This window comes from Brevibacterium marinum (assembly GCF_011927955.1).
In the GTDB taxonomy this organism is placed as follows: domain Bacteria; phylum Actinomycetota; class Actinomycetes; order Actinomycetales; family Brevibacteriaceae; genus Brevibacterium; species Brevibacterium marinum.
In genome coordinates this window covers 583,605-597,307 of record NZ_JAATJN010000001.1, presented here as the reverse complement: position 1 = coordinate 597,307, position 13,703 = coordinate 583,605, and the positions used below count along the sequence as shown (strand labels likewise).

Here is a 13,703-nt window from a genome sequence, read left to right as displayed (position 1 = left end):
GTGTCGACAAGAGTGGACGAAGAGCCCGGTCGCAGTGGTTGCGGGCGGACGTTTGGCTCGGGTGCTCAGATCTCACCCCATCGATAGCCACGCGAGGTGAATGCCTCGGCGACCTCGTCCTTCTTGCCCTCGACGTCGCCCTTGTACGCCTGATGTCCGCCCTCGGTGAGGATCGTCAGTTTGCCGCCGTCGAAATAGGCGGTCGAGAACGAGGCCCGAGAGATCCGCAGCGGATGATCACCGGTCCTGCCGACCAGGACCTCGTCCTCGCTGATGTGCAGCGGAGTGGTCGAAGCGGTGATGAAGGCGGCGGCGATGGCACCGAGGGCTCCGCCGATGATCGGGCGGGCGATGACCACCCACGCCTGATCGAACTGACTGAGCTTCTCGATGACTTCTCCGAAGGGAATCGGGAATGTCGCGGCGAAGGACCCGAGTGCCGGGAGGAAGAAGCCCAGGCCGACGCCGATGCCGACGCAGACGAGTCCGATGACGAAGACGTCGGTGCGACCGAGTGCGAACACGTCCTCGGGCGTCGCGGGCTCGTCGGTGCCAGCCGAACCCCCGCGCGCTGCGCTGCGGTTGGAGCTGCGGTCCTTGCCTGCCATGTGTCTCCTCCTGACCCTGCCTGCATCGCTCCTCGACGCATGATCCGATGCTCGGTGCCGAGTGACGGACGCCCCCATCGATAGCGATGTCTAGAACCCAAACTGGTATATGATTGTACCAAAGCGGAACACGTATGTACCACTAGGCGATCGGACTGCTCCGTCCGGGCCCAGTGAGCGAGAGGTGCAGATGGATTCGAAGAGCAGGGGGATGCGCCGCCTGGGGAGGGAGGCGCTGGTCGCGGAGTCGATGTCGGTCCTCGCCGACAGTGCCGGGGCATCGATGGCCGAGATCGCGAGCGAGATCGGCGTCGGGCGGACGACCCTGTACAGGCATTTCGGAGATCGCGAGACCCTGGTCGCCGAGGTGGCGCGGCAGGGGGCGCGCCTGTTCGTCGATGCCTTCCTGAGTGCTCGCCCGGACGTCGGGCCCGGTCTCGAATGTGTGGAGCGGGTGTGTGCGCAGCTGTTCACCGTTCCCGATGTGCTCACGCTCATGTTCGCCGACAGCCCGATCATCACCGACGACGTCTTCGCCGAGGTCGAAGGTGCGCGCCATGCCGACTCGGCGGCGAACCGTGAGCCGGCGGTGAGCCGAGTGAGCGGTGAGCCGCACGGAGGCGACAGGGCGGCACGTGAGGGCGACCCCTTGGAGGCGATCATTCGCAGAGGTCAGGACGACGGCTCCATCGCTCCTGAGGTGCCGGTCGAATGGGCCGCGATGTACGTCTTCCTCACGATCGGCTCGGGCCACCTCTTCGAGCTGAGCACCAGATCGCAGCCTCGAGAGGTCGGTGCCCGACCGGAAGCGCTCGACCTGACGACTCGCGCGATCAGGAAGACGCTGAGTGCATCGTAGGCTCGCCGCGGTCGCGGAATGGCGGCGGCGAGGGGTGCGGTGATGGCGACGGCAACGGTGGCAGTGACGGTCGTCGACCCCGATCGCTTGCGCGAGATCATTCTTGTGCGATGCCGAGAGATTAGGTTAGGCTGACCTCTGGGAAATAGAAAAGAGTCGTATGCCGTAATGCAGTTGACACACCTGCTTGAAGTTGCGAGTCCTGTTTCTCACTGTTTCATCCGTCAAGAGACCCTCGGAGCTGAACTCATGCCGCGCACTTCCCGGCCCATGCAGGTACATCCGATCATCCTGCGTGAGGTCGAAGTCACCGGCATCACGGACATCACTCCCAACATGCGGCGCCTGACAGTGGCGGGCGATCAATTGTCCGCGGGAGTGGTGGACGGGCTGCACCGGCCCGAGTTCCGCTCCGAGGGTTTCGACGACCACGTGAAACTCGTCATTCCCCCGCCCGGAAACGCACCCATCGACATCGGCGAGCAGGAGCAATTCCGCTTCAACTGGAACCGTGAGGCCCTCAAGCTCACTCGCGACTACACCGTGCGCAGCGTCGACGAGGACACCAACTCCTTCACCTTCGACGTCGTCCGACACGAATCGGGCCTCGCCTCAGATTGGGCGTTCGGCGTCGCCATCGGAGACTGTCTGAAGTTCGCCGGTCCGAAGACCTGCGCGGGACTCAGCGAAGGAATCGACTTCCATCTGCTCGTCGCCGATGAGACGGCGCTGCCCGCCGTGGGCCGATGGCTCGATGAGGCCCCTGCCGGCACGCGCGGACACATCATCGTCGAGGTCCCCACTGCCGATGACATCCAGGAGATCCCCACCGCCGCCGAGGTCGAGGTCGACTGGCTCATCCGCGGTGAGACTCTGCCCGGAGAATCCGGGCTCATGTACGAAGCGGTGAAGAACGTGAGTCTGCCCGCGGGGCGGACCTTCGCCTGGTGCGCGGGCGAGACGCTGACGATCGCCCCCATCCGGCGCTACCTGCGCCGTGATCTCGGGCTGCCCAAGGAGGACGTCGAGGTCGTCGGCTACTGGCGCAAGGTCGGCGCCAAGACGAATCCCCCAAGCGCAGCGACCACCGACCGGCCCGGCACCACGGGTGACTCCACGGTTGCCGTCGCGAACCCGACAGGGAATGCGGTCGGCACGCCCGGCACAGCGGATGATTCCGTTGGCGAGGAGTCGGTCCAGGCCCCCGAGGGCACGCTCGGAGTCCTCCACGAAGTCCACGAGATGTCCGAGCTCCTGCCTCCGATCATCACCCGCGTCGCCGTCACCTTCGGCATCAACGACCTGATCGCCGGGGGAGTGACCACCGCCGAGGCGCTCGCCGCCGAGATCGGCATCGAGATCGAGGGCGCACGCGTCGTCCTGACTGCCATGTGCGGACTCGGACTCCTCCAACGTGAAGGCGCCGACTACCGCAACACCCCCACCGGGGCTGTGCTCACCGGCGAGGGGTCGGCCGATGGCCTCGCTCTCGACGATCCCGCGCTGCTCGACCTGTTCTCGATCGTCGATCTCCTCGACGTCCTCAAGGGCGGATACGCCGCCAGGACGTCTCGAGCCTCGGCGATGGAAGCTCCGAGCTGGAGAACCCTGCGCGCCGCGGATGCGAACCTCGATGCTGCCCACCGCAGCCGCACCCTCGACCACCTCCAGTACGTACTCGACATCATCCTCGACCTCGAGCCCATCGCGAACGCCACGAGCGTGGCCCTGACCGGGGATGCCGACGCCGAGGTGGCCGCCGCCCTGACGCGAAAGGCGCCGGAATCGGGACGAACCATCCACACCCCGGGAGCCAGCTGCCTGTCGGGCGAGGAGGCATGGCCGGCAGTCGACTCCACCCTGGTCCTCGCCGGACTCACCGGACGCGGTCGCAGCGAGGCACGAGCCCTCCTCGCCCACATCTTTCAGTCCAGCCGCACCCTCGTGCTCGTCGAGCCCTTCACCGATGAGGCAGAAGACGACGATCATCAGTCGGAGGAGCTGGTCGCCACCTTCGCCGCGACCGGCCATGCGTCGTGGACGAGCGACGAGGTTCGCGGCTGCCTGACCGAGCTCGGCGCCGCCGTCGAGGTCGTCGAACTCGGCTGGGGCTTCGGGCGCTTCCGCCGCGCGGTCATCGCCCGAGGGGTCTGAGGGGCTGAACTCATGAAACTCAATCGCATCACCGCAGCTGTGATCGCTTCCGTGGCCGGCCTCGGTCTCCTGGCCGGGTGCTCGGGAGGAGAGGGCGGTGATAGGGAGGGCTCGGGCGAGGCCGAGACCCGCACGGTCACCGACTCCAGCGGTGCCGAGATCGAAGTCCCCGCGGAACCGGAGAATGTGGCCACTCTGCACTATGCCGCGACCGAGACCCTCATGGACCTCGATCTGCCTCCCGTCGGCCAGGGTGCGTTCCAGGAACCCTTCGTTCCCGAGGAGTGGGTCGAGCAGCTCGGTGACATCCCGGTCGTGGCCCAGAGGGAGCCCGACCTGGAGCAGCTGGCGGAGGTGGCACCCGACCTCATCCTCGCCCCCAACATCTACGAACCGGACACGATCGAACAGATGGAGGAGATCGCACCGGTCTACCAGTTCACTCTGCGCGGCGGCGACCGCGCCGATTGGCAGCAGCGCGTCGAGGAGGTCGCCGACGCCGTCAATCAGAGCGGCGAACTCGAAAAGCTCGACGCCGACTTCGAAGCCGAACAGAAGAAGATCGCCGCGGAGCACGGTGATGCCCTCGAGGGTGCGAAGCTGGGCGTCGTTTCGTCGTTCGAGGACAACTCCGCCTACCTGTGGGGCAGCGAGAACATGGTCGGGTCCCTGTTCAGGCCGCTCGGCTTCGACTGGTCCGACGACGAGGATGCCGCGATCGGGGAGTACGCCGACGCCGCGCAGGGCGGGAACACGTCCGGAATCAAGGAGCCGGAGGCACAGATCTCGATGGAAGTCCTCGACGAGAGCCTGTCCGACGCCGACATCATCTTCGTCACCTCGGACATGCGCGGAGAGTACGACGCGCTGACCGAGAAGCTGCTGGACTCGGCCGTGTTCGAGGAGCTGCCTGCGGTCAGGGCCGGACACGTCTATCCCCACGGCAAGGCCACGATCGCCGGATACTCCGATGCGAGGCACGGCGTCGAGATGGCCCGGAAGGCGATCGGGGAATACCAGAAGGGCTGAACAGGCGCCTCGGCCACGATGCCGCCTGATCACGAGGGTCGCTCAGTGGCCGGGACAGCTCAGTGGCCGGAGCCGGGCCGGTGTCCTTCCGCCTCATCGAGGATGAGCAGGGAACGGGAGGAGACCACACCCGGGACCTCGTGGATTCTGCGCAGAATCACCTGCGACAGGGCCGTATTGTCCGGAGCGTTCACAGTCACGAGGGCATCGATGTCTCCGCTGACGGCTTGGACCTTCTCGACGAACGGCAGTTCGGCGAGTTCATCTCTGACCTCGGGCCAGGGACGATCGCCGATCTTGACGACGACCACTGCGGTCACGGTCATGCCGAGGGCGCTGCGGTCCACCTCGGCGGTGAATTTCCTGATCGCACCCGATTCGATGAGGGCGGAGAAGCGCTTATGGGCGGCCGACCGGGAGATGTGCACCCGCTCGGCCAGCTGACGGACGCTCAGGCGCGAGTCGTCGACGAGGGCAGCGATGATGCTGCGGTCGATATCGTCGAGGTCGAATGCCACGAGGCGCTCCTTCAGCATTGATGCCGGCGTCGGACCCGTCGACTCGGAATCAGGGCCTGGTCACGGGCGGTGTCTCCATTCTAGGGCCCTGCCCATCACCGCGCTTCTCGCGCCGTCTGCAGGTGAGCCGCGCGGCCTCGCAGATGGATCTGCGTATTCACGACGTCTTCTCCGCCAGTGAAGGTGTCGTCTCCGCATGTGAATATGACATCGCTGGGATAGAATCTGTTCGAACGTTCGTACAATAGGCATGTTAGCTGTGGCACACAGGACGTAAGATGATTCATTGAGAACTTTTCCGGGTTTCGATCAGGACCCCGGGTGCCGAATGAAATTGCGCTGGCTGTAGATTATGAGACAGAAGTCTCATACCAGCTGGAACTGCCCCATGGAATAGGAGCCATCCTTGAAGATCGCGGTGTTGGTCAAAGAGGTCCCGGACACATACGGGGATCGGAAACTGAATTTGGAGACCGGTTTGGCGGATCGTGCCGCCTCGGAAGCGGTCCTCGACGAAATCGGTGAGCGTGCACTCGAAGTCGCACTCTCCCACAAGGACGGCAACGACGGAACCGAGGTGACCGTCGTTTCGATGGCACCCGACACCGCGACCGCCACGATTCGCAAGGGCCTGGCCATGGGCGCGGACAACGCCGTGCACGTGTCCGACGAGGAACTCCTCGGTGCCGACCTGGGCCTGACCGCCGAGGTTCTGGCAGCGGCCATCCGCCGTGGCGAGTTCGACCTCGTCGTGACCGGCAACGTCTCCACCGACGGCAACGGCGGGATGATGCCGGCCATGCTCGCCGAGCACCTGGACCTCCCGCATGTGACGGGCCTGAGTGCGCTGGAGATCGCTGATGGCAAGGTCACCGGCACCCGCGGAGTCGAGGGCGGCAAGCAGGAAGTCAGCGCCGAGCTCCCGGCCGTCATCTCCATCACCGAGGCGCTTCCCGAGGCCCGTTTCCCGAACTTCAAGGGGATCATGGCCGCGAAGAAGAAGCCGTTCGAGGTCATAGGCCTGTCCGACCTCGACATCGACGCGAACGACCAGTCCACTGCACGATCGATCATGGTCACGGTGGCGGAGAAGCCGCCACGTGAAGCCGGAGAGAAGATCGTCGACGAAGGAAACGGCGGAGCAGAACTCGCCGACTTCCTCATCAAGAACCGTTTGGCCTAAGGAGAATCGATATGTCCGAATTCCCACAAGACTCCATTCTCTCCGTCCTCACCGCCGACTCCGAGGGCCAGCTGGAGAAGCCGGCCGCCGAGCTGATCGGCGGCGCCGGTGAGATCGGCACCCCCGTCGCGCTGGTGCTGGCACCTGCGGGCCGCGGAGAGGCCGCCGCTCAGCAAGCCGCGTCCTTCGGTGCCGTGCAGGTCCTCATCGCCGAGGTGCCCGAGACCGACTCCGCCCTCGGCACCTTCGCCGTCGACGCCCTGAGCGCTGCCAGCGACCTCACCGCGCCCGATGCCATCCTCATCCCGCACTCGATCGACGGCAGGGACATCGCCGGACGCTTCGCCGTCCGCAGCGGATCGGCCGTGTCCGTCGACGCCCTCGGCGTCGAGCGCGACAGTGAAGGAATCGTGGCCCACCACTCGGTCTACGGCGGCGGCTACACCGCTTCCTCGGCCCCGACCTTCGGCGCTCCCGTCGTCACCGTCCGGCAGGGCTCCATCGAGACCCGCGGTCAGGCCCAGTCCGTGAACTCCCAGGTTCTCGAGGTTGCCGATTCCGGCAAGCGCTCGGCTCAGGTCGAGTCGTTCGAAGCCGTCGTCGAGACCTCCTCGCGTCCCGAACTGCGTGGTGCCTCGAAGGTCGTCTCCGGCGGCCGAGGTGTGGGTTCGGAGGAGTCCTTCGAACTCGTCGGTGAGTTCGCCGATGTGCTCGGTGCGGCTCTCGGTGCCTCGCGTGCCGCCGTCGATGCCGGCTACATCGCTCAGTCCCACCAGGTCGGACAGACCGGCGTGTCCGTGTCGCCGCAGCTCTATGTCGCGCTCGGCATCTCCGGTGCGATCCAGCACAAGGCCGGCATGCAGACCTCGAAGACCATCGTTGCGGTGAACAAGGACGGCGAAGCGCCGATCTTCGACATCGCCGATTACGGCGTCGTCGGCGACCTGTTCAAGATCGTTCCGCAGTCGATCGAGACCTTGAAAGAGAACAAATCCTGATATGGCCACCTACTCCAGTTCGCTGCGCTCGGGCCTGCCCAGAGTTCCGGGCGGTGAGCCGTGGCCCCCAGAGGGGGCTATCGGTGAGCCGGTCGAGCCGGGCATGTCTCCGGAGCCGGAAGACGCCGACGAGTCGGTAGATGCGGCCGAGGGGTATGACTCGGCTGAGCCGATCGAGCCGGCTGATACGGGAGAGTCGGTCGCCGGCGAGCAGTCCGTTGACGCTGAGTCGTCAGCCGAACCTGCCGATGCCGACACCGCCGAAGAGACCGAAGCGTCCGCTTCCGTCGGGACCGGTGCGGCAGTCGGCGCCGCCGGCGTCGCTGCCGGGGCAGCGGCTGGAACTGCCGCCGCATCCGATGCGGATGCGGGATCAACCAGTGAGGTTCCGTTGCGCAGGGGCCTGCCCCGCGTCGAAGGCGGCGAACCGTGGCCGCCTGAGGGTCTCGCGCCTGCAGGCGCGAAAGCACCCTCGAGTGCTTCGTCTGCTGCAGCCCCGGCCGCCGCTGCCACCGCGGGCGCCGGCGCGGCGGTCGGCACTGCCGCGGTCGCCGGTTCCGATGCTCCGGAGGAGCCGGCAGCCGCAGCTCCGGTGGACACCGAGCCTGCCGCTGAATCTGCCGCGTCCGAACCTGTTGTGGCTGAATCGGGTGCCGAGTCCGCGCCGGCCGGTGATGTTCCTCTGCGTCGCGGTCTGCCCCGCGTCGCCGGTGGAGATCCGTGGCCGCCGGAGGGTGTTGCTCCCGCCGGTGCGAAGGCCGCCTCCGCGACCTCGACGTCCTCGTCTGGTCACATGGCCGAGTCTGCTCCCGCGACCGAGACCTCTGCGGAATCGAGTCCATCCGCTGCCGATGCGGCTCCCGCAGCAGGTGAGACGTCCAGCGACGCAGAAGGGTCATCGGCTGCCCCAGCTGCGGCAACGGCCGGAGCCGTCGGTGCGGCTGCAGGCGCGGGCGCCGCGGTCGCCGCCACCGGGAAGAAGTCATCCGATGAGCTCAGCGATACGCCTCTGCGCCGTGGGCTGCCCCGTGTCGCGGGCGGAGATCCGTGGCCCCCAGAGGGCTTCGCGCCGGCATCCGCCGGTGCCGCACCGACCTCGACCGACACCTCCGCTTCCGCCGACACTGACACCGCCGCTTCGAGCGGCGCAGGCGCTGCCGCTTCGGCCGAGAAGCCTGCCGCATCGACCTCGGCCGAGAAGCCTGCCGCAGAAGAACCTGCTCAGGTCGACTCCGAGAAGTCGGCCGACTCCTCTTCGGCTGCTCCGGCAGCCGCCGCTGGAGCGGGCGCCGCAGCAGTCGGTGCCGGTGCAGCTGCGGCGGGTTCGAGTTCCGACCAGAAGCCAGCGGCCACCTCGGCGGAAAAGAAACCGGCCCGCTCCGGACTGCCGAAGTCGACTGGCCCCGCGCAGCGCAAGCCGATGAGCAAGCCTGCTGCGAAGGCCACGGACAAGCCGACCGCGAAGCCCGCGGCCAAGCCGACAGAGAAACCTGCGTCCGCACCGGCCAAGTCGACAGCGGCTTCGGGCTCGGCGGCGACCAAGACCGCAGCGGCGAAGAAGAAGGAACCGACGATGATCGGTTCGAAGTCCGTGGGGCAGTGGGCGAAGCTCGGTGGCCTCGGACTCGGCGGACTCATCGTCGTCGCCGGAATCCTGGTCCTCGCAGCCCGCGGGCTGACGACTCTGCCCGGTGTGCCCGAATTCCTCGAACGTTACCCGGGCGAATACCATCTGCCGGAGTTCGTCGACGACGGATTCCCCGGATGGGCACGGTGGACGCACTTCCTCAATGTGTTCTTCATGGTCCTCATCATCCGTTCGGGACTGCAGGTGCGTCACCAGCAGAAGCCACCGGCCTTCTACACCCCGAAGAAGGGTGGCAAGAAGGTCAGCATCAACCTGTGGTTCCACACAGGCATCGATCTGCTGTGGCTGGCCAACGGCGTCATCTTCGTCGTGCTGCTGTTCATCTCCGGACACTGGGCGCGGATCGTGCCGACGAGCTGGGAGGTCTTCCCGAACGCCGTCTCGGCGATGCTGCAGTATGCGATGTTGGATTGGCCCGCTGAAGACGGGTGGGTCAACTACAACTCGCTGCAGCAGCTGATGTACTTCATCGTCGTGTTCATCGCTGCCCCGCTGGCTGCGATCACCGGTGTGCGGATGAGCGAGTGGTGGCCGAAGGACGTTGCGAAGCTCAACAAGATCTATCCGGCTCCGCTGGCACGAGCGATCCACTTCCCGACGATGATCTTCTTCGTCGTGTTCATCCTCATCCACGTGTTCCTCGTGCTCGCCACGGGCATGCGTCAGAACCTCAACCACATGTACGGGGGTTCGGATGACCTGAACTGGGTCGGATTCATCTGGTTCGTGGTGTCACTGGCCGTCATCGCCGGCGGGTGGTTCGCTGCCAGGCCGATGCTGCTGGCACCGATCGCGAACATGTTCGGACGCGTCTCCAGCCGCTAGATTACAGCCGGTAGGTTTCCGGCTGGTGGGCGTCTAGCTGGTGGGCCTCCAGTCGCTGAGCGTCCAGTCGGAGGGCCTCCTCCCGTAGGGGTCCAGTAGCTGGGGCACCAAGCGGCAACGGGTGCCGGCGATGAGACACCGAAGCCCCTGCAGGATGATTCGATTCTGCGGGGGCTTCGTCGTATCCTGCGATGGCGCCAACTGGTGGCAAATCCTCATCGATCGAGAGCGAAAATTCGACCAGAACTTGCCGACCGTTGGGGGTCTGGGCAGACGCATGCGGTGTTTGGGGAGGTACGCGTGCCGAGGGCCGTTGCTTGGCGCGGCCGCTCGGTGTGGTGGCGTGTCACCTCGGGGGGGTGTCTGCCACCTCTGTGCGTGGCACCTCAGCGCAGGGCCGGCACAGGACTTAGCGCAGGGCGGCGCAGGCCTCAGCGCAGAGCGGAGCGCAGTGTCCTGTCGAATTCGCGGACGTGTTCGGCGGCGTGGGCCTCGACGGCCGCCTCCTTGCCTTCGAGGATCGCCTCGAGAAGGTCGATGTGCTCGCGGATGTGGCCGATGAGGTCCGGGATGCGAGGGATGACGAGACACCAGATCCGGGTGGCCAGATCGTCGAGGCGGACGAGGGTCTCCATCAGGTGCGGATTGTCGACTGAGTGATAGATGAGGCGGTGGACCTCGAGGTCGCGCTCCATGAGGGCACGCGGCTCATCAGCGGCACTCAGCGCGCGCAGGTCAGTGATTGTGGCTTCGAACTCGCGGCGACGCTCAGGGGTGAGGTTGTTGGCTGCCTTGCGTGCGGCGATGGGCTCAAGGACTTCCCGCATCTCGGAGATCGTCGACAGATCCTTGAGGTCGACATTGCTCGCGAACGTCCCGCGGCGCGGGTAGGAGACGACGAGGTGATCGCTCTCCAAGCGCTTGAGCGCCTCACGGATCGGGGTCCGTCCGACGTCGAGTTCGGTACTGAGCGCAGCCTCGTTGATGGGGTCGCCGGGGGCGATGTCGAGCATGATGAGGCGATGGCGGAGGATCTCATAGGCGTGATCGGCAAGGGATGACTTCTGGGACACCGCTTCGGCCGACGACTGCATGAAAAGAACTCCCCGATCACTCATTGCGTTCTGCTGCTTCCTCTGCATAGACTACAGGAACGCATCTGATATATTAGTTGATGATCAAATGGTCGAAGGAGATCACATGTCAGAACAACTCGTCGAGCCTCTCGCCTCGCCCGCGCAGCCGCCGGCACAGCCGCCCGCGCAGCCGCCGGCACAGCCGCCCACGCAGCAGGCGGCACAACCACCCGCACTGTCGCACTCACAGTCGACCGTGGAGTTCGACAGCAGAGAGCCGGTCGAACTGAGCGTGCCCATCGGCGAACTCGATCCCGAGATCGCCGGCTTCATCGATGCCGAGCTGCACCGTCAGCGCGAAGGCCTCGAGATGATCGCCTCGGAGAATCACACTCCGGCAGCGGTCATGGCCGCGCAGGGGTCCGTGCTGACGAACAAGTACGCCGAGGGCTACCCGGGCCGCCGCTACTACGGCGGCTGCGAGCACGTCGACGAGATCGAGCGCATCGCCATCGCCCGCGTCAAGGAGCTCTTCGGCGCCGATTACGCCAACGTCCAGCCCCATTCGGGAGCCCAGGCCAACGCCTCTGTCATGCACGCTCTCATCCGCCCCGGTGACACCGTGCTCGGCCTCAACCTCGCCCACGGCGGCCACCTCACCCACGGGATGAAGATCAACTTCTCCGGCCGCCTCTACTCGATCGTCCCCTACGGCGTCGACGAGGAGTCAGGCCGCGTGGACATGGCCGAGGTCGAACGTCTCGCCCATGAGCAGCAGCCGAAGCTCATCGTCGCCGGCTGGTCCGCCTATACCCGTCAGCTCGACTTCGCCGAGTTCCGCCGCATCGCCGATTCGGTGGGCGCCTACCTCATGGTCGACATGGCCCACTTCGCCGGACTCGTCGCGGCGGGTCTGCATCCCTCACCGGTGCCGCACGCCCATGTGGTGTCCTCGACGACGCACAAGACACTCGGCGGGCCCCGCGGCGGCATCATCCTCACCAACGACGCGGACATCGCGAAGAAGATCAACTCTGCAGTCTTCCCCGGCCAGCAGGGCGGCCCACTCGAGCATGTCATCGCCGGCAAAGCCGTGGCCTTCGGACTCGCGGCCACCGACACCTTCGTCGACAAGCAGAAGCGGACCCTGGCCGGCTCGTACGAACTGGCGCGCCGCCTCGGCGAAGATGACGTCGCCGAACGCGGCATCACGGTCCTCACCGGTGCCACGGACGTCCACCTCGTCCTCGTCGATCTCCGCGATTCCGTACTCGACGGAGCCCAGGCCGAAGACCTGCTCGCCCGTATCGGCATCACCGTCAACCGCAATGCCGTGCCGAACGATCCGCGCCCGCCGATGGTCACCTCGGGGCTGCGCATCGGTACCCCGGCGCTGGCCAGCCGCGGATTCGGCTCGCCCGCTTTCGCCGAGGTGGCCGACATCATCGCCGAGGTGCTCAAGGCCGGTGCGGCCGAAGGTGGCGCAAGCCCCGAGACCATCGCCGAACTGAGCGGCCGGGTCACCCGGCTCGCCGGCGACCACCCGCTCTACCCCGCAATCTCAGAGATCGGAGCACGCTGATGGCTGACCTCCCACCGGAACACCCAGACTTCCTGTGGCGCAACCCCGAGCCGAAGAAGTCCTACGAAGCCGTCATCATCGGCGGCGGCGGACACGGCCTGGCCACCGCCTACTACCTCGCGAAGAACCACGGCATGACCAACATCGCGATCCTCGAGCGCGGATGGCTGGCCGGCGGCAACATGGCGCGCAACACGACGATCATCCGCTCGAACTACCTCTGGGACGAGTCGGCTGCGATGTACGAGAAGTCCCTCAAGCTCTGGGAGCAGCTGCCCGAGGAACTCGACTACGACTTCCTGTTCTCCCAGCGCGGTGTGCTCAACCTCGCCCACACGCTGCAGGACGTGCGTGAGTCCCAGCGCCGGGTGAACGCGAACGCGCTCAACGGCGTCGACGCCGAATGGCTCGACCCCAAGCAGGTCAAGGAAGTCTGCCCGATCATCAACATCGGCGACGACCTGCGCTACCCGGTCATGGGCGCGACCTTCCAGCCGCGTGCCGGGATCGCCAAGCACGACCATGTGGCCTGGGCCTTCGCCCGCAAATGCGATGAGATGGGCGTCGACATCATCCAGAACTGCGAGGTCACCGGAATCGAGCGCATCGGCGACAAGGTCGTCGGGGTCCAGACCACCCGTGGTGATATCGCCACCGAGAAGGTCGCCATGTGCGTGGCCGGAGACTCCTCGGTGCTCGCCGACATGGCCGGCATCCGCCTGCCGATCCAGTCCCACCCCCTCCAGGCCCTGGTGTCCGAACTCTTCGAACCCGTGCACCCGACCGTCGTCATGTCCAACCACGTCCACGTCTACGTCTCCCAGGCGCACAAGGGCGAGCTGGTCATGGGCGCCGGCGTCGACTCCTACAACGGCTACGGCCAACGAGGCGGCTTCCACGTCATCGAGGAGCAGCTGGCGGCCGCGGTCGAGCTCTTCCCCATCTTCGCCCGCGCACATGTGCTGCGCACCTGGGGCGGCATCGTCGACGTCACCCTCGACGCCTCCCCGATCGTGTCGAAGACTGAGGTCGACGGGCTCTACGCCAACTGCGGCTGGGGCACCGGCGGTTTCAAGGGCACACCCGCGGCCGGGCTCACCTTCGCCCACACCATCGCGAACGATGAACCGCACCCGCTCAATGCCCCCTACGCCCTCGACCGGTTCGAGACCGGTCACCTCATCGACGAGCACGGCGCAGCGGCCGTGGCCCACTGAGCGGGT

General features: G+C 66.2%; 11 protein-coding genes. 8 read left to right on the top strand and 3 right to left on the bottom strand.

Annotation, left to right across the window (positions count from 1 at the left end; genetic code table 11):
- Positions 1 to 65: 65 nt before the first annotated feature.
- On the bottom strand, positions 66 to 608 hold the full coding sequence (locus BKA07_RS02585; RefSeq protein WP_245161811.1) for a YqeB family protein: 543 nt from the start codon (positions 606 to 608) through the stop codon (positions 66 to 68).
- Positions 609 to 798: 190 nt separating this feature from the next.
- Here BKA07_RS02585 and BKA07_RS02580 point away from each other — a divergent pair, with 190 nt between their 5' ends.
- From BKA07_RS02580 to BKA07_RS02570, 3 genes are all read left to right on the top strand, one after another.
- Positions 799 to 1,467, top strand: a complete 669-nt coding sequence (locus BKA07_RS02580) for a TetR/AcrR family transcriptional regulator (RefSeq protein WP_167949518.1) — start codon at positions 799 to 801, stop codon at positions 1,465 to 1,467.
- A gap of 249 nt (positions 1,468 to 1,716) precedes the next feature.
- Entirely contained in the window at positions 1,717 to 3,621 is a 1,905-nt protein-coding gene (locus BKA07_RS02575; RefSeq protein WP_167949517.1) for a siderophore-interacting protein, read from the top strand.
- A 12-nt stretch (positions 3,622 to 3,633) separates the two neighbouring features.
- On the top strand, positions 3,634 to 4,650 hold the full coding sequence (locus BKA07_RS02570; RefSeq protein ID WP_167949516.1) for an ABC transporter substrate-binding protein: 1,017 nt from the start codon (positions 3,634 to 3,636) through the stop codon (positions 4,648 to 4,650).
- 59 nt (positions 4,651 to 4,709) lie between these two features.
- Here BKA07_RS02570 and BKA07_RS02565 read toward each other — a convergent pair whose 3' ends face one another.
- Complete coding sequence (locus tag BKA07_RS02565; protein WP_167949515.1) at positions 4,710 to 5,168, bottom strand: winged helix-turn-helix transcriptional regulator; 459 nt, start codon at positions 5,166 to 5,168, stop codon at positions 4,710 to 4,712.
- A 406-nt stretch (positions 5,169 to 5,574) separates the two neighbouring features.
- On the opposite strand from BKA07_RS02565, the gene BKA07_RS02560 reads away from it, so the two are divergent.
- From BKA07_RS02560 to BKA07_RS02550, 3 genes are read left to right on the top strand one after another with little or no spacing between them, the layout of a single operon-like run.
- Positions 5,575 to 6,351: an electron transfer flavoprotein subunit beta/FixA family protein gene (locus BKA07_RS02560; RefSeq protein WP_167949514.1), complete on the top strand. Its 777-nt coding sequence runs from the start codon at positions 5,575 to 5,577 to the stop codon at positions 6,349 to 6,351.
- Between the two features lie 11 nt (positions 6,352 to 6,362).
- Entirely contained in the window at positions 6,363 to 7,349 is a 987-nt protein-coding gene (locus BKA07_RS02555) for an electron transfer flavoprotein subunit alpha/FixB family protein (RefSeq protein WP_167949513.1), read from the top strand.
- Between the two features lies 1 nt (position 7,350).
- The gene (locus tag BKA07_RS02550; RefSeq protein ID WP_167949512.1) at positions 7,351 to 9,822 is read left to right on the top strand and encodes a cytochrome b/b6 domain-containing protein; all 2,472 of its coding nucleotides are present in this window, start codon (positions 7,351 to 7,353) and stop codon (positions 9,820 to 9,822) included.
- Between the two features lie 431 nt (positions 9,823 to 10,253).
- On the opposite strand, the gene BKA07_RS02545 is transcribed toward BKA07_RS02550, so the two are convergent.
- Positions 10,254 to 10,916: a GntR family transcriptional regulator gene (locus BKA07_RS02545; RefSeq protein ID WP_167949511.1), complete on the bottom strand. Its 663-nt coding sequence runs from the start codon at positions 10,914 to 10,916 to the stop codon at positions 10,254 to 10,256.
- A 106-nt stretch (positions 10,917 to 11,022) separates the two neighbouring features.
- Here BKA07_RS02545 and glyA point away from each other — a divergent pair, with 106 nt between their 5' ends.
- Together glyA and BKA07_RS02535 are read left to right on the top strand one after the other, a co-directional pair.
- Positions 11,023 to 12,480 carry a serine hydroxymethyltransferase gene (gene glyA, locus BKA07_RS02540; protein ID WP_280712826.1) on the top strand — a complete coding sequence of 486 codons (1,458 nt, stop codon included), beginning with the start codon at positions 11,023 to 11,025 and terminating at the stop codon, positions 12,478 to 12,480.
- Positions 12,480 to 13,697 carry a sarcosine oxidase subunit beta family protein gene (locus BKA07_RS02535; RefSeq protein ID WP_167949510.1) on the top strand — a complete coding sequence of 406 codons (1,218 nt, stop codon included), beginning with the start codon at positions 12,480 to 12,482 and terminating at the stop codon, positions 13,695 to 13,697. The genes glyA and BKA07_RS02535 overlap by 1 nt, the downstream gene beginning before the upstream one ends.
- The last annotated feature ends 6 nt before the right edge of the window (positions 13,698 to 13,703 follow it).

Bases quoted from the DNA above. Each gene is read 5' to 3' on its own strand.
- BKA07_RS02585 (WP_245161811.1), bottom strand. From the start codon at position 608: ATGGCAGGCAAGGACCGCAGCTCCAACCGCAGCGCAGCGCGCGGGGGT.
- BKA07_RS02580 (WP_167949518.1), top strand. From the start codon at position 799: ATGGATTCGAAGAGCAGGGGGATGCGCCGCCTGGGGAGGGAGGCGCTG.
- BKA07_RS02575 (WP_167949517.1), top strand. From the start codon at position 1,717: ATGCCGCGCACTTCCCGGCCCATGCAGGTACATCCGATCATCCTGCGT.
- BKA07_RS02570 (WP_167949516.1), top strand. From the start codon at position 3,634: ATGAAACTCAATCGCATCACCGCAGCTGTGATCGCTTCCGTGGCCGGC.
- BKA07_RS02555 (WP_167949513.1), top strand. From the start codon at position 6,363: ATGTCCGAATTCCCACAAGACTCCATTCTCTCCGTCCTCACCGCCGAC.
- BKA07_RS02550 (WP_167949512.1), top strand. From the start codon at position 7,351: ATGGCCACCTACTCCAGTTCGCTGCGCTCGGGCCTGCCCAGAGTTCCG.
- BKA07_RS02545 (WP_167949511.1), bottom strand. From the start codon at position 10,916: ATGCAGTCGTCGGCCGAAGCGGTGTCCCAGAAGTCATCCCTTGCCGAT.
- glyA (WP_280712826.1), top strand. From the start codon at position 11,023: ATGTCAGAACAACTCGTCGAGCCTCTCGCCTCGCCCGCGCAGCCGCCG.
- BKA07_RS02535 (WP_167949510.1), top strand. From the start codon at position 12,480: ATGGCTGACCTCCCACCGGAACACCCAGACTTCCTGTGGCGCAACCCC.